General features: G+C 55.1%; 15 protein-coding genes. 7 read left to right on the top strand and 8 right to left on the bottom strand.

What is annotated here, in order from left to right; genetic code table 11:
• Positions 1–43 precede the first annotated feature (43 nt).
• The 3 genes from KI367_RS05715 to KI367_RS05705 all read left to right on the top strand — a co-directional run bounded on the left by KI367_RS05715 (position 44) and on the right by KI367_RS05705 (position 4,576).
• On the top strand, positions 44–559 hold the full coding sequence (locus KI367_RS05715) for a mismatch-specific DNA-glycosylase (RefSeq protein ID WP_212948269.1): 516 nt from the start codon (positions 44–46) through the stop codon (positions 557–559).
• Positions 560–758: 199 nt separating this feature from the next.
• Positions 759–1,982 (top strand): RNA polymerase sigma factor, encoded by a 1,224-nt coding sequence (locus tag KI367_RS05710; protein ID WP_212948267.1) that lies wholly within the window; start codon positions 759–761, stop codon positions 1,980–1,982.
• Between the two features lie 101 nt (positions 1,983–2,083).
• The gene (locus KI367_RS05705) at positions 2,084–4,576 is read left to right on the top strand and encodes a WG repeat-containing protein (RefSeq protein ID WP_212948265.1); all 2,493 of its coding nucleotides are present in this window, start codon (positions 2,084–2,086) and stop codon (positions 4,574–4,576) included.
• A gap of 148 nt (positions 4,577–4,724) precedes the next feature.
• Here KI367_RS05705 and qoxD read toward each other — a convergent pair whose 3' ends face one another.
• From qoxD to qoxA, 4 genes are read right to left on the bottom strand one after another with little or no spacing between them, the layout of a single operon-like run.
• Positions 4,725–5,006, bottom strand: coding sequence for a cytochrome aa3 quinol oxidase subunit IV (qoxD, locus tag KI367_RS05700; protein ID WP_212948263.1), 282 nt, complete (start codon positions 5,004–5,006; stop codon positions 4,725–4,727).
• 1 nt (position 5,007) lies between these two features.
• Positions 5,008–5,604, bottom strand: a complete 597-nt coding sequence (gene qoxC, locus KI367_RS05695; RefSeq protein ID WP_036713917.1) for a cytochrome aa3 quinol oxidase subunit III — start codon at positions 5,602–5,604, stop codon at positions 5,008–5,010.
• A complete protein-coding gene (qoxB, locus tag KI367_RS05690; protein WP_212948261.1) occupies positions 5,601–7,547 on the bottom strand; it encodes a cytochrome aa3 quinol oxidase subunit I in 1,947 nt (648 codons plus the stop codon). Before qoxB ends, qoxC begins: the two co-directional genes overlap by 4 nt.
• Before the next feature lie 27 nt (positions 7,548–7,574).
• Positions 7,575–8,537 carry a cytochrome aa3 quinol oxidase subunit II gene (gene qoxA, locus KI367_RS05685; RefSeq protein WP_081992681.1) on the bottom strand — a complete coding sequence of 321 codons (963 nt, stop codon included), beginning with the start codon at positions 8,535–8,537 and terminating at the stop codon, positions 7,575–7,577.
• Between the two features lie 436 nt (positions 8,538–8,973).
• On the opposite strand from qoxA, the gene KI367_RS05680 reads away from it, so the two are divergent.
• Positions 8,974–9,702 (top strand): HAD family hydrolase, encoded by a 729-nt coding sequence (locus KI367_RS05680; RefSeq protein WP_036713914.1) that lies wholly within the window; start codon positions 8,974–8,976, stop codon positions 9,700–9,702.
• Positions 9,703–9,832: 130 nt separating this feature from the next.
• On the opposite strand, the gene KI367_RS05675 is transcribed toward KI367_RS05680, so the two are convergent.
• Positions 9,833–11,842 carry a DUF2339 domain-containing protein gene (locus tag KI367_RS05675; RefSeq protein ID WP_212948260.1) on the bottom strand — a complete coding sequence of 670 codons (2,010 nt, stop codon included), beginning with the start codon at positions 11,840–11,842 and terminating at the stop codon, positions 9,833–9,835.
• 113 nt (positions 11,843–11,955) lie between these two features.
• Positions 11,956–12,876 (bottom strand): AEC family transporter, encoded by a 921-nt coding sequence (locus KI367_RS05670; RefSeq protein ID WP_036713904.1) that lies wholly within the window; start codon positions 12,874–12,876, stop codon positions 11,956–11,958.
• A 408-nt stretch (positions 12,877–13,284) separates the two neighbouring features.
• On the opposite strand from KI367_RS05670, the gene KI367_RS05665 reads away from it, so the two are divergent.
• Positions 13,285–13,758: a hypothetical protein gene (locus KI367_RS05665; RefSeq protein WP_036713903.1), complete on the top strand. Its 474-nt coding sequence runs from the start codon at positions 13,285–13,287 to the stop codon at positions 13,756–13,758.
• A 21-nt stretch (positions 13,759–13,779) separates the two neighbouring features.
• On the opposite strand, the gene KI367_RS05660 is transcribed toward KI367_RS05665, so the two are convergent.
• Positions 13,780–14,520: a FadR/GntR family transcriptional regulator gene (locus KI367_RS05660; protein ID WP_212948258.1), complete on the bottom strand. Its 741-nt coding sequence runs from the start codon at positions 14,518–14,520 to the stop codon at positions 13,780–13,782.
• A 280-nt stretch (positions 14,521–14,800) separates the two neighbouring features.
• Between KI367_RS05660 and KI367_RS05655 the strand changes: the two genes are divergently transcribed.
• Both KI367_RS05655 and KI367_RS05650 read left to right on the top strand, forming a co-directional pair.
• Positions 14,801–16,216, top strand: coding sequence for an FAD-binding oxidoreductase (locus KI367_RS05655; RefSeq protein WP_212948256.1), 1,416 nt, complete (start codon positions 14,801–14,803; stop codon positions 16,214–16,216).
• A gap of 16 nt (positions 16,217–16,232) precedes the next feature.
• Positions 16,233–17,552: a (Fe-S)-binding protein gene (locus KI367_RS05650; protein WP_212948329.1), complete on the top strand. Its 1,320-nt coding sequence runs from the start codon at positions 16,233–16,235 to the stop codon at positions 17,550–17,552.
• 76 nt (positions 17,553–17,628) lie between these two features.
• Here KI367_RS05650 and KI367_RS05645 read toward each other — a convergent pair whose 3' ends face one another.
• Complete coding sequence (locus KI367_RS05645; protein WP_246536662.1) at positions 17,629–19,266, bottom strand: methyl-accepting chemotaxis protein; 1,638 nt, start codon at positions 19,264–19,266, stop codon at positions 17,629–17,631.
• Positions 19,267–19,288 lie beyond the last annotated feature (22 nt).

The raw sequence follows: 19,288 nt of genomic DNA, 5'->3' as shown, positions 1-19,288 counted from the left end.
CGATGCCTTTCCGAATCCAACGTATCCAAAGGAGGTGAGCGCGATGCCGGAAATACCGGATCACCTGGACATGGGGTTGTCCATCCTGTTTATCGGCTTTAATCCGAGCCTGCGGTCCGGAGAGACCGGGCATCATTACGCCAATCCGCGCAACCATTTTTACCGGATATTGTACCGGGCGGGATTAACGCCGCGGCTTTACGAGGCCTCGGAGGACCGGGACCTGCTGAAAATGGGGTACGGCTTTACCAATATCGTTGCGAGACCGACGCGCGGAATCGATGACATCGATCGCAGCGAATATGCCGAGGGCAGAGAAATTCTCCGCGCGAAGCTCCGGAAGTATCGCCCGAAGGTCGCTTGCTTTGTCGGCAAAGGCGTCTATACCGAATACAGCCAGAAAAGCAAAGTGGACTGGGGATTTCAACCGGACCCGGTCATCCCGGAAATCCACGAGTTCGTGGCTCCGTCGTCCAGCGGTCTTGTGCGGATGCCGATGGAGGAGATCGTGGGGATCTACCGCCGATTGGCGGAATATATCGCGGAGCACGGGGAGTAAAAGGCGTACCTTGCTCAAGGTTCAACGTACACGACAGACAGGACATGTAAAACGACAAGGACGCACACGCTTAATTAGCCGCGAACTGCGGCTTTTTTTCGTTTGCCGAACGTGTAATACATAATATTTTTTGTATGTACGTGGCTTTTTGGCTCCCTCTGGTGTCTAATTCATTGTAAATCAAGAGGAGGTTTTCACCATGTCAGGAGCTCATGACACAAAACCTGTTTATCCGGATGAACAGGCGATCACCACAAGCTTTGAAAGAGCGTATGAGCAGCATCGTCAACGAATCCGCCAATATTTCTCGCTGAAATTAAACCCACGGGTTGCGGAAGACATGACTCAACAGGTTTTTTTAAAGGCTGCCGAAAATATTCACAGCTTTAAAGGTACCTCTAATTTATTCACGTGGATTTTTAAGATTGCTCAGAATACAGTAAAAAACGAATATCGGAAGTTATCCCGAAAAAAAGAATCTCCTTTTGATTTTAAAGATTACGAATCACAGTCGATCTCTCTTGAATTTACGAAGTATGTTGATTTTCGGATTGATATCGGAGCGGCGCTAAAAAAATTAGATGAGGTAGACCAAGAAATTATTGCCCTGCGTTTTTTTGTGGACTGCACGTTGTCTGAAATCTCCAAGATCGTTGGGATGCGTGAGAGTGCAGTAAAGAACAGATTGTACAGGTCACTGGAACGACTAAAAAAAGAACTCAAAGAATGGGGAGATATTGCCATCATGTCTATTCAAGATTTGATTTCAATTGTAGATAAGGGTGGCAACGAGGACTCGAGTAATCGTTTGAAGAAGGTACAACATGACTTGTTCGCCGAACTCAGCAATAATGTAGAACGTATCTCGACAAAATACAATCACCGTCCATCACGAAAAGTCGTTATTGAAATATACCCTGACCTGCCGACGTTTCATCAAGCTGTAGGAGAAGCCGATGCACCCAATTGGTTTATGGGCACATATGAAGGACATATTCTTAAGATCGTATCTCCGTTGAATCCAGGACCCGAACATACGTACCAATCCATCCTAAAAAGCACGGTCCATTTGTTCACCATGTGGCTAATCAATGACATTAATCCAATGGCTCCCAAATGGATCAGGCAGGGGATAGGCGGATTCGAAGCCAAACAGATGACTCAGGACTTTATTAAAGGTTCGACGGAAGATGCGATCCGCAATTTGGCGATCCCATCCTTTGATGAATTAAATAACGATACCTGGGATTTCGAAACGATGAAAGGATTCCAGTTCTCCTATTTGTTCGTGGAATTTGTATGTGAACAATACGGAATTGATGCATTAAACATAGTGATGCGTAATCCTCATGATTTTCATGGGATCTTCAAATGTTCCGAGCTGGAACTGCATAAGGAAATGGTTGAGTATATAAAGAAGTAATACTTCTACGAAAGTGTTTTTGGACGGGAGAACTCATATATGGCGGCTGGCCGCATACGATTAGGCGAAGGAGCTTGTTGAATAAGGGAGGTTATCCCAAGATGTCCGTACACGATCATCCGATCCAGATCGCCAGGCGGCATTTGCCGCAAGGCGCCGAACTGGCGAACATCGGCGGTCCCGCGCCCCGTCCGGCCGTTCTTGCCGCCGATATGACCGGAGACCGAATTCCCGAAATCACGGCGGTTTACCGTTTGCAAGGCGAACTATTTGTTATGGTGCTTGTTTACCGGGAAGGGCGCTACGAGGCTGCCGCCCGGATGAAGGGACCGGGATACGGCGTCACTTACATGGCTGCCGCACCGGTCCTGCAGCCTGGAACGAACCATGTAGTCATCGGTTGGCAGATCGGTTCTATTTGGTCGAAGTTGTCCGTTTATGCCTGGTCGGGTGAAGTCCTGACCGATGCCGCCCCGCCTGGCATGAGCTTCAGCTTCGTCCATGTCGAGGATATGCCCGGGACGAACGGACGGGACGGACAGGCCGAAATCGCCCTTTGGATTCATGATACGGGGGACGCATACCGGGTGGATGTGGTTCGGTGGAGCCGGGGCGCGTTTGTTCCCGCGCCGGATGCGTACCGGTACTATTTTCCGACCGTGGTGCGGTATTACGAAGGGCTGACGCGGAAGCATCCGGATTATTCCTTTTACTGGTATTACCTGGCGGACGCCCAGTATCGGGCCGGGATGCCGGAACCCGCGCTGGCTTCGGTACGCCGGGCCCTTTCCTTTCCGGATCCCTATCCGTCCAAGGAAACGCTCCGCGAACTCGAGCGGAACATCGAGCAGGCGCTGCACGGAAGCGGACGCTTTCCGCGGCCTTCCGGGTTGTTTCCCGCTTCCCTGAAAACGACGCACGGAACGAAGTGGGGATATATCGATGCCGAAGGTAAATTGGTGATTCCGGCCCAGTTCGACGATGCCCGGGATTTTCAACAGAACGGTCTTGCCGTTGCCGCGGCAGGAGGGAAATACGGGGTGATCGATTCGGCGGGGCGTTTTGTCGTTCAACCAAGGTACCAGTGGATCAATCCCTTTTCGGAGGGCCGGGCCGTCGCGAACGACGAACAAGGCTTCACGCTGATCAATCAAGAGGGCCGGGTGCTTACCCGCAAAACATATGCGTTTATTGCGGATATGCATGAAGGCCGGGCCGTCTTCAATGACCCGGCCGGCGGGAATGGAAGCAGCCGGTACGGCTATCTGGATCCGGAGGGCCATGAAGCCATTGCTGCGCAATTTGCGGAAGCCGGCGATTTTTCCGGCGGCAAGGCCGTCGTCAAAATCCGAGAGAACGAATACGCCTTGATCGACCGGAACGGCCGCAGGCTGGCGACGTACCCTTATGCTTACGTCGGCCCGATTGGAGAGGGGCTGCTTGCATTCCAAAAGGTAGCCGGCGGGAAGTACGGGTACATCGACGAGAAGGGCAGCGTCGCGATCCCGGCCGCTTTCGCCTCGGCGTTCCCGTTCCATCAAGGCCGTGCCATCGTTAATACCGCCGAGGATTACCAATCCAGATTCGGCGTTATCGACCGGCAAGGGGAATGGGTGATCCGCCCGGAATACGACGATATCCGGGATTTGAACGAAGGGCGGTTTGCGCTCGGCCGTGCCGTCGATCCGCAGCAGCCCTACATCGGTTCGCTATATGCGATTGCGGACGAGAACGGCAGGAGGCTGACCGATTTTCTCTATCGCGACGTAACCAATTACGGAGGCGGATTGGCGTCGGCCTCCGACGGGCGATACACTTTTTTCATCGACTTGACCGGAAACCCGGCACCGGGATATCCTCGCGTCGGCGGCAGCGGAACCCTGGAGCGGGAAAACGAAGGGCTGATCAAGGCATTCGTCGACCAGCGGTTGTCCTATATCGACCGCAGCGGGCGGGTCATTTGGCGGCAAAACACCGTCATTCCGCTGCAGCCGCCCTACCTCGTGAAAGAGGAGAAATATAAGCCGAATCCGGATTACCTGGTTTATGATCCGGTCGTGGAAGGAATCAAAGACCCGGCGGCCCAGCGGTCGGTGAATGCCAGATTGAAGGAGCTGTCGCAGGTAAAGCCCGTTCCTGCGGATCAGACGCTGGACTACACCTATACGGGCGACTTTCAGGTTCTGTTTTATAAACAAAACCTGCTTGTGCTGGAGCTGGACGGATACCGGTATCCCCTTGGCGCGGCACATGGCATGCCGACAAAGGCATTTGCTTTGATCGATCTGGCGACGGGGCGGATGTTCCGTCTCAACGATTTGTTTAAGCCCGGCAGCGATTACGTAAAGCGGCTGAGCGACATCGTCGGCAGGCAGATTGAGGAGGACCCGCAATATGCTTACGTATTTCCCGGAAGTTATCAAGGAATTTCGCCGGATCAATCCTTTTACGTGACGGAAGACGCCCTTCATCTTGTTTTCGATCCGTACGAAATCGCCCCGTATGCCGCAGGTTTCCCAACCTTTATGATCCCCTTTGCCCAAATCCGCGATTTGATCGATACGACAGGGGCGTTTTGGAAGGCGTTTCATTGACGGGACGGCGCATCCATGCCGGTGCAAGGCCGTTCCGGGGCGCTTGTGACCGGCAATACGGGGGAGGGGAAACGAACCGGCTTGCCCATCGTCAATAACGCAAAAAAAAGCTGTCCGCAAAGGACAGCTTTTTTCGATTTCAGGTGTATCAGTATCCCCAGATCATCGCAAAGAGCGTACCGAAAATCGTGGCAACGCCGACGAATACCGCATAAGCGATGTTGAGGTAGAGCGTCTTTTTCGAGGACGTTTCGCCGATGTGCATGAACAGAACCAGCTGCAGCGAAGCCTGAATCAATGCGCTGATGATCAGAATGACCATGGCGGCCGAAAACGTCAGATCCCAGTAAATCACGCCAAGTGCCACGAGTGAAAGGACCAGCGAAAAGATATATCCCATCACGTGACGTATCGGGAACAATCGTGCCATATTACATCAATCCTTTCAGGTAGACAAAGCTGAAGATAAAGATCCAGACGACGTCAAGGAAGTGCCAGTACAGCGAGAAGATGAACGATTTGTTCGCGGTCTCGTCCGTAAAGCCTTGGCGACCCACTTGAATCAGGATGCCTGCGCCCCACAGGATCCCCATGGTCACGTGAAGACCGTGGGTTCCGAGCAGGACGAACAAGCTGGACAGGAATGCGCTCGTTTGCAGCGTCGCGCCTTCATGCACGTAGTTGACGAATTCCGTAATCTCGATGCCGAGGAACCCGAGGCCCATCAGCAACGTGACGACGAAGAAAATCATCATCGGTTTTTTCAAGCCGAGGCGCATGGCATGAATGCCAAGGCCGCAGGTAAAGCTGCTTGTGAGCAGCAGGAACGTTTCCCAGATAACACCGCCGACCTCGAAAAGCTCTTTGCCGGTCGGGCCGTTGCCCGTACGGTTCCAAAGCGTGAAGTATACGGCGAACAACGTGGAAAACAAGACGATCTCTGCTCCAAGGAAGAGCCAGAAGCCGAAGATTTTGTTGCTGTTCTCCTCGGTTCTGTACTCCAGCGGAAGCGTGTCATTTATTTTCATACGGTATCACCCCGCAGTTTCTGTTCGGTAGCGGCGATTTCCTTCGGTGGAATATGATAGCCGTGATCGCGTTCGAAGGAACGCACCGCCAGCATGATGATCACGCCGACGCCTGCGATGATCGCAGGAATGAACCAGCTGAACACGAGGAAAAAGCCCAGGAAAAACATGATTACGCCGAGAATGAACGGTTGCCCGCTGTTGTTTGGCATATGAATCTCTTCGTAAGGTCCTTCTTCATAAAGCGGAACGTTATGCTTTTTGGCATGCCAGAAAGCATCTTCGGAGTGCACGACAGGCACTTTCGCAAAGTTGTAAACCGGAACCGGGCTTGGCGTGCTCCATTCCAGCGTACGTGCATCCCATGGATCCCCGCCCTCGTTGCGTGGGCTGTGGCGGAAGCTGTAGAAGAAGTTGTAACACAGGACCACGAAGCCGACCGCAAGAATGAGAGCGCCGATCGTCGCGATCATGTTCAGCGGACCGTAGCCGGTGCTGGCCGAATAGGTGTACATCCGGCGCGTCATGCCGTTAAGTCCAAGGAAGAACAGCGGCATGAAAGCCACGTTGAAGCCGACGATGATCAGCCAGAAGGCCGTTTTGGCCAGACGTTCGTTCAGGCGGAAGCCGAACATTTTAGGGAACCAGTAATGCATGCCGGCCAGTACCCCGAATACCGTACCCGGAATAAGCACATAGTGGAAGTGGGCCACCAGGAACATCGTATTGTGATACTGATAGTCGGCGCTTGCCATCGCAAGCATGACGCCGGTTACGCCGCCGATCGTAAAGATCGGGATAAAACCCATCGCGTACAGCATCGGAGACGTGAACGAGATTTTGCCTTTGCGGAGCGTAAACAGCCAGTTGAAAATTTTGACCCCGGTCGGAACCGCGATCGCCATCGTCGTGATGGAGAAAAAGCCGTTGACCATGGCGCCTTGGCCCATCGTATAGAAATGGTGCGCCCATACGAGAAAGGACAGGACCGAGATGGCGACCATGCTGACAACCATCGATTTGTAGCCGTACAAATTCTTTTTCGAGAACGTGGAAATAATATCGCTGAAAATACCGAAAGCAGGCAAGATAACGATATATACTTCAGGGTGTCCCCAAACCCAGAACAAGTTGGCCCAGAGCATATCCATACCGCCGTTGGCCATCGTAAAGAACTGGCTTCCGAACACGCGGTCGAACATCATCAGGGCAAGCGCTACGGTGAGCACAGGGAAAGCAAACAAAATAATGACGTTCGTAATCAGTACCGACCAGGTGAACATCGGCATACGCATCAGTTTCATGCCTGGAGCACGCATCTTCAGGATCGTCACGATAAAGTTGACGCCCGTCATCAGCGTACCGATACCGGATATTTGCAGCGCGAGCGAGTAGTAGTTATTGCCTACCGTCGGGCTGAATTCAAGGCTTGCGAGCGGGAAGTACGCGGACCAGCCGGCATCCGGCGATCCCCCGATCACAAACGAAATGTTAAACAGCATCGCTCCCATAAAGAACATCCAGAAGCTGACGGCGTTAAGTCTAGGGAAAGCGACGTCGCGGGCCCCGATTTGCAGCGGAACGACCACGTTCATCATCCCGATGACAAACGGCATCGCCATGAACAAAATCATGATAACCCCGTGCGTCGTAAATATCTCATTGTAGTGCTGGGCGTCCAAAAATTTGGAGTCCGGCGTCGCGAGCTGCGCCCGCATCAACAGGGCGTCGACGCCGCCGCGGAACAGCATGATCAACGCCGACAAAATATACATAATGCCGATTTTTTTGTGGTCCACGGTGGTGAGCCACTCACGCCACAGATAGCCCCATTTTTTGAAATAGGTCAATCCGATCACGATGGCGAGCGATACGAGCACGATGCTGACATCGGCCGCGTAGATCATCGGCTCGCCGGTAACAAAAAATTCGTCCCATTTCATGCAGTTTGTTCTCCTTTCTCCATGATGTTAGTGACCGTGTTCCATGGAAGAATGATCGTTCATGTCTTTCATGTCACCCATGTCCTGCATATGATCCGCGGAATCCTTGCCGGATTCCTTGCTGTCTGTCGAATTGTCCCCGCCATGGCCGTGTTCGGACATATCCATAGGCGGAGCTGAGAATTTCAGGTGCGTGGAGCTGTAAGACTTGCGTCCGACGAAGTCCGTATGCAATACGGAGTTGAATTCCTGCTCGGTCAGCTTCGGAGCGGTTTGCTGCACCTCTTTGACCCATTTCGTGTAATCGGCAGGAGATTGGGCAAGCACCTCGAATTCCATTTGGGCGAAACCTTTACCGGAGAAGTTCGAGTTTTTACCCATGTACGAACCTTCATGTTCGGCGACGAGATTCAGCTTGGTGATCATGTCGCTCATCGCGTATTTCTGTCCGCCGAGCTGCGGAACCCAGAAGCTTGAAATCGGACCGTACGAGTAGAGACGGAACTCGACCGGACGGTGCGTAGGGATGTTGACGTAGTTTACCGTTTCGATGCCTTCCTCCGGATAGCTGAAATGCCATTTCCAGTTGGAAGAGGAGGCGTAGATGACAAGCGGCTTTTGATCCTCATAGCCGGCCGGCACCTTTTCTACGGCATAAGTCGTACGTACGGTAACGACAGACAAAATGGCTACGATGATAATCGGAATGGCAGTCCAAATAAATTCAAGCCATTTGCTTCCTTCCATATGAGGCGGTTCATAATCGTCCGGCGTTTTGCTGGCCCGGTATTTGGTCAACATGAAAATGTACAGGATGTACACGACGATTAACACGAGCGCCATCATCAGAATGGAGAAGATAATTGTATTGGATTGTGTTTTCGCTACCGGCCCTTTCGGATCCAGGACCATCAGTTTCGTATCGCATCCGCTGAGCAGCATGACGACGGAAATAAAAATGAGTGAAAACAACCATCTTTTTTTCTTCACGGGAAACTCCTTTCTAGCATGCCTTAATCGCTGAGTGTTTGGATAATTCGCGAATCCTTATAGCCATAGCATAGTAACTTGTGAAAAAGAAAACAAATACAGTAGAATACATAACTGTAAATAAAATACAATTATTCTGTGATAATCTTCACATTCTTCGCAAAAAAAGGCCAAAAAATCCGATTAAGCTTTGAAAAAGGCTAAATTCGGCGATTTTCATTTTTGTTCAAAATTGAACGGGCGGGGAACGGTTGTGCCAGTTCTGTCACAATTGAAAGGGTTTTAAGCCCGGGGTAAGCCTTTTTTCCCCGTGTCCGGCGGTCGCTGAAACCCGCTTGTACCGCGGCATAATGTGCTAAAATAGACATAAATTCGTTTGCCGTAACAAACATCACAATAAGGATTTTGCAATCCTGACCATAGGAGAGGAAGCGCAATGGGAGAGAAACGGACGAACGCAAAAGGGATATTTTTTGACGTGGATGATACGCTTTACGATCATTTGCAGCCGCTAAGGGAGGCGCTTCGGCATGTGCTCGGCACCGGAGAGGACTTTCCGTATGAGGCGGTATATCACCGATTCAGATATTACAGCGACAAGCTTTCCGCCAGCCATGGCGCGGTCAATGCCGCCGGAGCGGAACGGGATTTGCAGGAGATGAGGATCCAAAGGGCCAAGCTGGCTTTGGCGGAGTTCGGGATCGCGGTGACGGATGGGGAGGCGGCCCGGATCCAGGAACAATACCTGGAGCGCCAGTTCCGGATCAGCCCGTTTCCGGGGGCAACGGAGCTGATCGGCGATTTGCAGGCGGCCGGTCATGTCGTCGGGCTGATCACGAACGGACCGGCGGAGCACCAGATGGCCAAAATCAAGGCGCTGGCGCTGGATGCCGCCATCCCTTCCGGCCATATTTTCGTATCGGGGGCGGTCGGTTACGACAAACCGGACCCGCGCCTGTTTGCCCGCGTCAATGAACAAACGGGGACGGATCCTTCGCGCTGCTTCTACATCGGCGATTCGTGGCGAAACGACGTGATCGGGGCGCTGGATGCGGGCTGGACCGCGATCTGGTTCAACCACAGGCAGGTTGAGCCTGAAACGGAACATCAGCCGCAGTATACGGCAGGCAGTTACCGGGAGCTTGCCGACCTGCTGCTGGCTTAAAGGATTCAGGGATGAACGAACGAAAACAAAGCAGCCGCATTCCCGCTACGGGGTCGCGACTGCTTTGTTTGCATTTACATCCTATAAACGATTTCTCGTATAAGTTCAGGCAGGTACCGACGCGTCGGCATTAACGTTCCACGGCCGCATCATCAGGCGGCGATTGCGGCGGAACCTGTTTGCGTTTGTACATGAGCCTGGAGACGATGATGCCGATCGCGCCGAGTCCGATGAACAAAATCGCTCTGACCGCAACGGATACGTCCGGCAGGTCGGCGACGATGACTTTGACCAGCGTGAGGAAGAGCAAGCCGATGCCCGCAAGCCGGACCATCCGGCGCTGAAGCATGACGCCGCATACGATGACGGCGATGGCGTACACCGCCCACACCGCGGACAACACCAAATGCCGCAGGTCTTTCGTCAGCCCGCCGGTCAGCACGTTGGTCGCCTCGGTAATAAAAATGATCGCAAGCCCGGCATCGATCCACATGAGAATATCCGGCCAGCGGTTGGACAACATCCGTTGCGGCATACGCCGCAGCGCGTACGACAGAACCGCAAGGGAGGCCAGCAGCACGAGCCAGGAAAGGGTTTCGGCGGAAAAGATGCGATGGATGGCCAAAAACAGCGTGCCCGCCGCGCCGTACAGCAATACGATGGCTGCCGTGATTTGCTGCATATAACTTTTCAGCACCATGCCTAGGACGATGCCCGCGGTTCCAATGACGATCGCGGAAGCCGGCGCATAATGCTGGTTCGAAATATCGAATGCCCACAGGAACCAGGCGACGGTTGCGATGGAGACGAACACGGGGGAACGCTGTTCCTTCATGTATTTGCCCCATGCGGCCAGGGTGTAAACCAGCGCCCACACGAGCAGCATCAACGGCCGCCAATGGACGGAACCTTCCCACAGCGGGTACAAGGCATACATCCATAATGCCATGACGCCGAATCCGGGGAATAACGACAACGTTTCGTCAAGCTTGCGGCGTCCGGGCCCGAAGAAGGCGTAGGCGAGCAATGCTGCATGCTGAATGAATACCGCTCCGATGAAAACGTGGCGGCTTTCATCGAAGTCGCCTGCCGCGTAAGCGATCAGAAGCGGCAGATGAAGCACCCCGGCCGCGACGAAATAGGCGGCTCGGAAATCGAATTTCAAGGCGACGGCGATCATCGCCAGCGAAAACGCGGTCTCGTATCCCGCCAGCACCCAAGCATTCGGCTCGGCGGAATGCACGAGGAAAGGAACGAGATACCCGGCCACCGTCGCGATGATGATCAGCGTTTGCGAGCGGCGTCTGAGCGCCGTAAACACGCATAGCGCAATCGAAATGACGTAAAGCGCAAACGCGATGCCCGAAGGGATCAGGTCATACAGCTGATGGGCCGCAAACACGGACAAGATGAGGATGCCGATCGAACCCCCCAAAAGCACCTGTCCGAGCGCCTCCCGTTTGCTGCGGAGCTGCCGTTCGCCCAGCCAATACATGACGGCGGCTGCGACGACGCCCAGCAGGCAGCGAACGGGTTCGGTCAAATATCCGGCTTTGACCACTGCCGTAAATCCCCATAACACGCCGAGCAGGAGGACCACGATAAAGACCCGCGGAAGCCATACCCTGGCGATGAGATGTTCCCAGTCCTTCGGCGGCTTGGGTTCGCGTGGAACCTGCGCCTGTTGCCCGGGATAAGCGTACGGATTCATCCCCGGCGGATAAGGCTGGCCGGCCCCCTGCATCCGGGGCTGTTGCGGCGGAACCTGGCCCTGATAACCTTGGCCCGGGACGCCTGCAGGAGGATATCCCGGCATGCCCTGCGGTCCGGGCCGGTAACCCGGCCCCCCTTGTCCCGGAGCCGGGGGGCCATACATGCCCTGGCCCGGAGGGGCATGATGCCCCGGCATGCCCTGCGGGGGAACGGCCTGGTTCGGGACCCGCGGCTGACCGTAAGGCGGATGAGCCTGCGGAGGGTGCCCGGCATACCCCGGAGCGCCCGCGTGCGGAGGCGTTACCCCCGGCGCCGGCCCCTGAACGGGCTGGTCCGCCCCGCGCCTGGCATGGCGCAGTTCCGTCAGCTCAAGCTCCATTTGTTTCATTTTGGCTTCTAGCTGTTCAATCCTTTTTTCCAATTCCAATGGTTAACCACTCCTGAATTCCCAATATTAAACTCTATTGCCGTATATCCATCTTACCACAGAATGACGGCGAATTTAGCACGGAATATGCTCGGAATTCGTTTGGAATAGGCTCAGAACATCTTTGCGAGGGAGATCAATCCCGTAATGGTCACGACATTAAACAGGGTGGAGAGCAGCACGGTTTGGGCGGCGAAATCGGGTTCGTTCCGATATTCTTCGGCCAGGATCGACGTATTGACGCCCGTCGGCATGCCGGATGCGATCAGCAGCGCCTGCGCGGGTATTCCTTTGAGTCCCAGCGCGAAGACGAGCGCGCATCCGATGGCCGGACCGATGATCAGCTTCAGGAACATGCTGACGTATACGTCCAAGCGGTAAAGCTTGAGCGGGTATTTGACGATCTGCGCCCCCAGGGTCAGCAGCGCGATGGCAACCATCGATTGCTGCGCATAGGTTAAAGGCTGGGATACGAACAAAGGCAGCGGCGCCTTCAGCACATGCAGCAGCAGCCCCAAAACCAAAGCATACGGCACGGGCATCTTCAAAAAGCCGATCAGCATGCTCCGGTAGTTGCCTTTCATCTTCGCTCCCTGGATCGCGATGACGCCGTACGTGAAGGTCAGCAGGCTTTGCAGGGACATGATCAGCGCCTGCATCGACGAAGCGAGCATATCCCCCTTAAAGACGAGCGCGTTGATCGGCATTCCGTAATTCCCGGAATTGTCGAGCATGATGCTGTTGTTAAAGGCCGCTTTCATGCTGCTTTCGAATTTGAACAGGCGCCCCGTCACGGTCCCCAGCAGCCATAAAATGAGGACGTACAAGGCGTAAAACATAACGACGGTCCCCAGCAGCTCGCCGGACATATCGGAATGGTACATGCTCATAAAAACCGCGGCCGGCGTGATGAAATAAAAGTTGATTTTGGATAAAGTGTATAAATCCAGTTGGAAAAGCCGCTGCATCAGCGAGCCGAACGCAATCAGCACAAACACCGGCAGCACGACTTCAAGCAATATGGTAGCAATCATACATTCAGCTTCCTTTTTCTTCATGATGTAAAATGGCGGGCTTATTCATTATAGCACCACGTCAAAGCGGCGGGGCCCCAAAATCAGGCTCTTTCGCAAAAGTCGCGCATTTTTTGTTGGAATAATATTCATTTTTTAGTAAGAAAGGCCGACATATATAGCATACACGCAATAAGGGATCACACTGGGTATCCAGACGCAAGAACATGGAGGTCCTTAGTACCATTCATAGCAGCGCAGGGCATAAAGCTCGAGTGTCCCAAGGTAGAAGTTTAAATGGTGTAACGGGGATTTTGTCGAATTACATGCAGTGTCTTTCATCGGATCCGTTTTCCATTCGGCTGTCGAAAGCATGGAAGGCGTCAGGCATCGCAACATTTGCAAGATCCTGAACGGGAGGTTATTTACATGCTGCCTTTTTCGGTACAATCGCAAAGAAGCATCCGTAACGGCCTTTTTGAAAAGGATGTGTACGAGCTGTATGCCAAAGCCCGCAGCTGGAACGATTTGTCTCGAAGTTATATGAACTTTGCGCGCCCCCTGCTGGAAGCGGGCTTCTGCAAAGCGGCGCTGGTCGTGGCCCACATGAGCGTCAAAGCGAAGCTGAAGCAAATTTATTTGCAATCGGAAGGCAGGTTTCCGCCGGAGGATCTGTATTATGACGAATTGATCGGTGCGCTTCGGGATGTCGCCGAGATCGATTTGGAAACGGAGCTGTTTTTGAACACGCTGCAATATATCGCGGAGTCCGAAGATTCGGCTTTTCTGCCCGGCAACGACGGCGACCATCTGGCGAAAATGATCGAGCGGGTGGAGCAGACGCTGGAAGGGCTGGACCGATGCGCGGTCGGGAGCGGCGTGGTCATCAGGCTCGAAAACTAGCAGCGAAAAAAAGAAGCCGGTTTACGTCATCCGCAGATGATGGTCCCCGGCTTTTTTCTCGTTCAGCACCTGCTCGACTTTCGAAATATGCAAATCCATGCGGGCGGACGCCTCCCCGGCATCCTGCTTGGCGATGGCTTCGCAGATCCGGATATGTTCCTGCAGCAATCGCTCGGCCGAAGAACGCTCGGCGTAAAACCAAAGCGCGCGCATATCCTTCATGTTTTCATGCAGACGGCTCGACAGCGATTCCATCAGTTCAAGCAGCAGCGGGTTGCGGGTTGCGGCCGCGATCTGCTGGTGAAATTTGACGTCGGCCTGTTCGATGAAATGCTCGTCATCGGAATTTTCCATCTCTTCGAGCAGCTTTTCGAGGACGGTCAGGTCCTCTTCCGTTCGATGCAGCGCGGCAAGCGCGGCGCATCCGGTCTCAAGAACGCGGCGCACCTCCAGAAGGTGGCGGAGCGATGCGGCCCGTCCTTCCCATAAATCGTCGTAACGCTGCATCGGGTGGGCCGGCGCGGCTTCCGAAGGAACAGCTTTGACGAACGTACCCCCGCCCTGTTTAATGTTAAGCAATCCCATCGCTTTCAGCGCGCTCAGCGCCTCCCGGATCGTCGATCTGCCCACGTTGTATTGGGCCGCCAGGTCGACGACGGAAGCAAGCCGGTCCCCGGGCGCAAGGCGCCCGTCGAGCATCCGTTCCTTCAAATCGTTCATGACCCATTCGTACTGCTTAAGCGGTCTCTGCTGGTTGGTCATCTTCCTCAACGTCCTTCCCGAATTCCTGATCCTGATCCGTCTCTATAGTTTCATTATCGTTATTGGCATTCAACTGGCCCGTCATGCAGCATGTTTCGCGAGTCCATAACATCTGAAGCGATTTTATCATCGGCAGCGGACAAGTCTGAAAAAAATTTCGATACGTCTATTTTCGATTCATCTATTCTAGTGTATACTTGTTCCCAAGAAAAGTCATCAGATGACCTGATTAATTTAAATATTCCATCGATACCGAATGAATCCCAAGGAGGGACTTTCCTTGCTGCAAGAAGAAGTCAAACGCGAACTGATCTCGATCCTCGGCAGCGCATACGTCAAGGACGATCCGCAGTCGCTCGTCACCCATTCCTATGACGGCACGCCGATGCTGCAATCCTTGCCGGACGGCGTTGTTTACCCGTCCAGCACCGAGGAGGTGTCGCGGATCATGAAGGTGCTGAGCCGCTACAAAATCCCGGTCGTGGGCAGAGGTTCCGGCACCAATTTATGCGGGGGCACGGTACCCGTGCAGGGCGGCATCGTCATGGTCATGCACCGGATGAACCGCATTTTGGAAATCGACCTGGAAAATTTGACGGCCACGGTACAGCCCGGATTGAACACGAAACAGTTCAGCACGCATGTCGAAAGCCTCGGCTTGTTTTACCCGCCGGATCCGAGCAGCATGGCCATTTCCACGATCGGGGGAAACATTGCCGAATGCTCCGGAGGGCTGCGCGGCCTGAAATACGGGACGACCAAAGATTACGTGATCGGCCTGGAAGCGGTGCTTGCAAGCGGCGACGTGATCCGCACGGGAGGCAAGCTGATGAAGGACGTGGCGGGGTACGACCTGACCAAGCTGCTGGTCGGCTCGGAAGGGACGCTGGCCATCATCACGGAGGCCACGCTGAAACTGATTCCGCCTCCAAGATACAAGAAAACGATGCTGGCCATGTACAAGGACTTGTACGGCGCGGCCCGCACCGTATCGAAAATCATCGAAAACCGCATCATCCCGGCCACGCTTGAAATTCTGGATAACGCCACCATCCGCGTCGTGGATGATTTCGCGAAGCTGGGGCTGCCGCTCGACATGGAGGCGATCCTGATCATCGAGCAGGACGGCGATCAAGAAGCCGTGGAACGGGATATCGCCATCATCACCGAGGTTTGCCGAAGCGAACATGCCGACCAGGTCAGCATCGCAGCCAGCCCGGAAGAGGCCGAGAAGCTATTGACCGCGCGCCGCAGCGCGTTTACGGCGCTCGCCCGGCTGCGCCCGACGACCATACTGGAGGACGCGACCGTGCCGCGCTCGAAAATCGCCGACATGGTGATCGAAATCAACCGGATCGCGAAAAAGCACCAGGTGCAGATCAGCACGTTCGGGCATGCGGGGGACGGCAACCTCCATCCGACGGCAACGACCGATGCCCGGAACAAGGAAGAGATCGCGCGGGTGGAAGAAGCCTTCGAGGAAATATTCGAAGCGGCGATCCGGCTGGGCGGAACCATCACGGGCGAGCATGGCGTCGGGATGGTCAAGTCCCCGTATCTGGAATGGAAGGTAGGCCCGGCGGGGATGGACGTGATGAAAGCGATCAAAAACTCCTTCGATCCGGATCATCTGCTGAATCCGGGCAAAGTATTCGCGAAAGAAACGCGGAAACGGGTGGTGATCCAACGTGGCTAACGGGCAAACGCAACCGATGAATCCGCTGACGGAAAAGCTCCGGTTACGCCTTGACGAAGATCAGCTGACCAACTGCATGCGCTGCGGCTTCTGCCTTCCGGCCTGCCCGACGTTTGCGGAAACCGGGCTGGAGGCCGAATCCCCGCGGGGACGGATCGCCCTCATGAAAGCGGTGACGGACGGCCTGATGGCGCCGGATCAGGCTTTCGAAGACCAGATGAACCATTGCCTCGGCTGCCGCGCCTGCGAGCCGGCGTGCCCGGCTGGCGTCAAATACGGCCAGCTGATCGAGCAGGCACGGGACGCGATCGAAGACCATAAACGGCATAAGCCGCTTGTGAGAGCCGCCCGCCACGCGGCCTTCAAGACGGTATTCCCGCATCAGAACCGGATGAAATGGGTCGGGCGCGGCTTGCGGTTTTACCAGAAATCCGGGCTCCGTGCCGCAGCCCATGCCACGGGAGCGATGAAGCTGTTTCCGAAACATCTGCGCGATATGGAGAAAATTTTGCCGGATGCCGCCGGGCGCGGCGTCGTGGAGCAAATCGGCGACCGCCATCCGGCGAAAGGCGAAAAAATCGCGACGGTGGCCTTGTTCAGGGGCTGCATCATGGACGTGCTGTTTACCGACACGAACATCCACACGGTCGATTTGTTGACGGCCGCCGGTTTTGAGGTGGTCATCCCGCGTGAGCAGAACTGCTGCGGCGCGCTGCATGCCCATAGCGGGGAAGCGGAGGGCGCGCGCGAGCTGGCCAGACGCAATATTCAAACGTTCAAGGCGGCCGGCGTGGATTATATCGTGTCCAATGCGGGCGGATGCGGCGCGATTCTGAGCGAATACGACCATCTGCTGCATGAGGATCCGCAGTGGCGGGACGATGCCGTTTGGTTTGCGGAACGGGTAGTCGATATCAGCGATTTGCTGGTACGCTTCGGAAGAAAACTGGACTTCGGCCGGGACGATGCGGCCGGCGGTACGGAACCGGTTCGGATCACGTATCAGGATTCGTGCCACCTCCGCAACGTCATGCGCTCATCGGACGCTCCGCGCAAATTGATGCGACAGGTGGAGGGAGCGCAGTACGTGGAGATGACGGGCGCCGACCGCTGCTGCGGCTCGGCAGGCATCTACAACATTACCCAGCCGGCGATGGCCGGGCAAATTCTGGACCATAAGATGGAGCATGCCGAAGCTACTCAGGCTTCCTATCTTCTGACCAGCAATCCGGGCTGCCTGCTGCAAATGAAGCACGGCATCGAGGAACACGGGCTCAGCGGGCGGATGGAGGCGGTCCACATCGTGGATTTCCTGCATGAACGGCTGAACAAATAAGCGCCCCTCTCGTGGCCCCAATAGATGAAAAGGCCGCCTTTTCAAGCTGACGCAGCTTGAAAGGCGGCCTTTTTTCTTATTCATCCAGCTTGAAGCGGTCGATCATGGCTTGCATGTCCGTCGCCATCCGGGCGAGGCCCGCCGCGGAGGAGCTGATTTCCTCCATGGACGCGAGCTGTTCCTGGCTTGCCGCGGAGACCTGCTCGAGCGAGGAGACGGTTTGGCGGGAGATGCCGGCAACCTCGTGGACCGCAGCCGAAATTTGCTGGCTGCTGGCCGACATCTGTTCCGTGATGGCCGAGATGTCCTGCACCTGGTCCGAAATCCGTTTGGCGGAGCGTTCGATGTTCACGAACGCTTCGAGCGCTTCCGCGGTGACGTCGAGCCCATGGCTGACGTCGGCTTGCACCTTGTTTTTCATGACGTCGAAGGCGCTCGCGATCAGATCGGTCATCTTGACGATCGTTTGCTGGATTTCGTCGGCCGTGATGCTGGACTGATCGGCCAGCTTGCGAACCTCATCGGCGACGACCGCAAACCCCCGGCCATGTTCGCCGGCGCGGGCCGCTTCGATGGCGGCATTCAGCGACAGCAGGTTCGTTTGCTTGGAGATTTCGGCAATGGCGGTGCTCATCGCGGCGATGCTCGCGCTGTGGTTATGCAGCTGATCCATCAGCTCCGCGGATTCCACCGTGGATTGGCGGATCGTATCCATCTGGGCGCTGACCTGGCGGATTTTTTGGCTGCCGGCCTCGACGTCTTCTTCCGTGCGGCCGGACGAGTCCACGATCGCTCCTGCCGACTCGGCGATTTTCTGGATTCCGCGCGTCATTTCTTCCAGCGTACGGGCGCTTTCTTCGGTGGCCAGAGCCTGGGTTGCGGCGCCCTCGGACGATTCGGAGACGAGGCGGGAAACCGATTCGACCGTCTGCGCATTCATTTCGGTGCTGGCGGTCAGCTCTTCGCTGGACGCCGCCAATTGGCTGGAGGTGTTGCCCATGTCCATGACCATGTTGCGGAGGGAAGCGACCATGCCGTTATAATTTTCGGCGAGCGTTCCGATTTCATCCGTGCGTTTGGTGCTGACCCGCTCGTTCAGATGTCCGTTGCTGACCCGGATGGCCGAGCGGTTGAGCTGCTCGATCGGTTTGGTCATGCCGCGGATGATGAAGAACATGATGACAAGAATAGCGGCAACGGCAATAACGAGCACGCCCACGGAAGTGTACAGGATCGGGCGCGTCGCGTCGGCGTATTCGCTGTCGGGAAGGATGCCCACGATTTTGAAGGAGGTCGTTCCGTTGGTCGTGAAATACCCCTGCTGCGGCACGTGGGTGTCAGGGTTGGTATAGTGGACGAAGCCTTCCTTCCGGCTGTGGATGATCGCCAGCTGCGGCCCGGTCGCCACATCGCCGATTTTTTTGGTCGGATGGGCCATCATGCGGTCGTTGCGGTCCATGATGTACAGGTATCCCTTGTTGCCAAGGTGAAGGTTATTGACGACCTTGTCCATCTCCTTCATGCTGAAGTCGACCGTGATCGCCCCTTCTCCATCAGGCAGCATTTTGGAAATGGAAAGCACGTAATTGCCGGTCGTGTACGATATGGACGGATCGGCGACCATCGCCTGATTCGGATATTGTTTGGCGAGCTTGTACCACTCGCGGGTGCGCGGATCGTAGTCGTTCTGCTTGCCGGGATCCGGCGCTTTCATCCAGGCTCCCCGGTCATTGCCG

The sequence above is a fragment of the Paenibacillus cookii genome, assembly GCF_018333375.1.
Taxonomy (GTDB): domain Bacteria; phylum Bacillota; class Bacilli; order Paenibacillales; family Paenibacillaceae; genus Paenibacillus_AQ; species Paenibacillus_AQ cookii.
Note: the sequence above shows the minus strand (reverse complement) of the source record. Positions and strands in the feature narration are given on the sequence as shown.

Excerpts from the sequence above, each read along its gene's own strand:
- qoxC (WP_036713917.1), bottom strand. The coding sequence starts at position 5,604 with ATGAAAATAAATGACACGCTTCCGCTGGAGTACAGAACCGAGGAGAAC.
- KI367_RS05705 (WP_212948265.1), top strand. The coding sequence starts at position 2,084 with ATGTCCGTACACGATCATCCGATCCAGATCGCCAGGCGGCATTTGCCG.
- qoxB (WP_212948261.1), bottom strand. The coding sequence starts at position 7,547 with ATGAAATGGGACGAATTTTTTGTTACCGGCGAGCCGATGATCTACGCG.
- KI367_RS05645 (WP_246536662.1), bottom strand. The coding sequence starts at position 19,266 with ATGAAAGCGCCGGATCCCGGCAAGCAGAACGACTACGATCCGCGCACC.
- qoxD (WP_212948263.1), bottom strand. The coding sequence starts at position 5,006 with ATGGCACGATTGTTCCCGATACGTCACGTGATGGGATATATCTTTTCG.
- KI367_RS05660 (WP_212948258.1), bottom strand. The coding sequence starts at position 14,520 with ATGACCAACCAGCAGAGACCGCTTAAGCAGTACGAATGGGTCATGAAC.
- KI367_RS05710 (WP_212948267.1), top strand. The coding sequence starts at position 759 with ATGTCAGGAGCTCATGACACAAAACCTGTTTATCCGGATGAACAGGCG.
- KI367_RS05715 (WP_212948269.1), top strand. The coding sequence starts at position 44 with ATGCCGGAAATACCGGATCACCTGGACATGGGGTTGTCCATCCTGTTT.
- KI367_RS05670 (WP_036713904.1), bottom strand. The coding sequence starts at position 12,876 with ATGATTGCTACCATATTGCTTGAAGTCGTGCTGCCGGTGTTTGTGCTG.
- KI367_RS05665 (WP_036713903.1), top strand. The coding sequence starts at position 13,285 with ATGCTGCCTTTTTCGGTACAATCGCAAAGAAGCATCCGTAACGGCCTT.
- KI367_RS05680 (WP_036713914.1), top strand. The coding sequence starts at position 8,974 with ATGGGAGAGAAACGGACGAACGCAAAAGGGATATTTTTTGACGTGGAT.
- KI367_RS05650 (WP_212948329.1), top strand. The coding sequence starts at position 16,233 with ATGAATCCGCTGACGGAAAAGCTCCGGTTACGCCTTGACGAAGATCAG.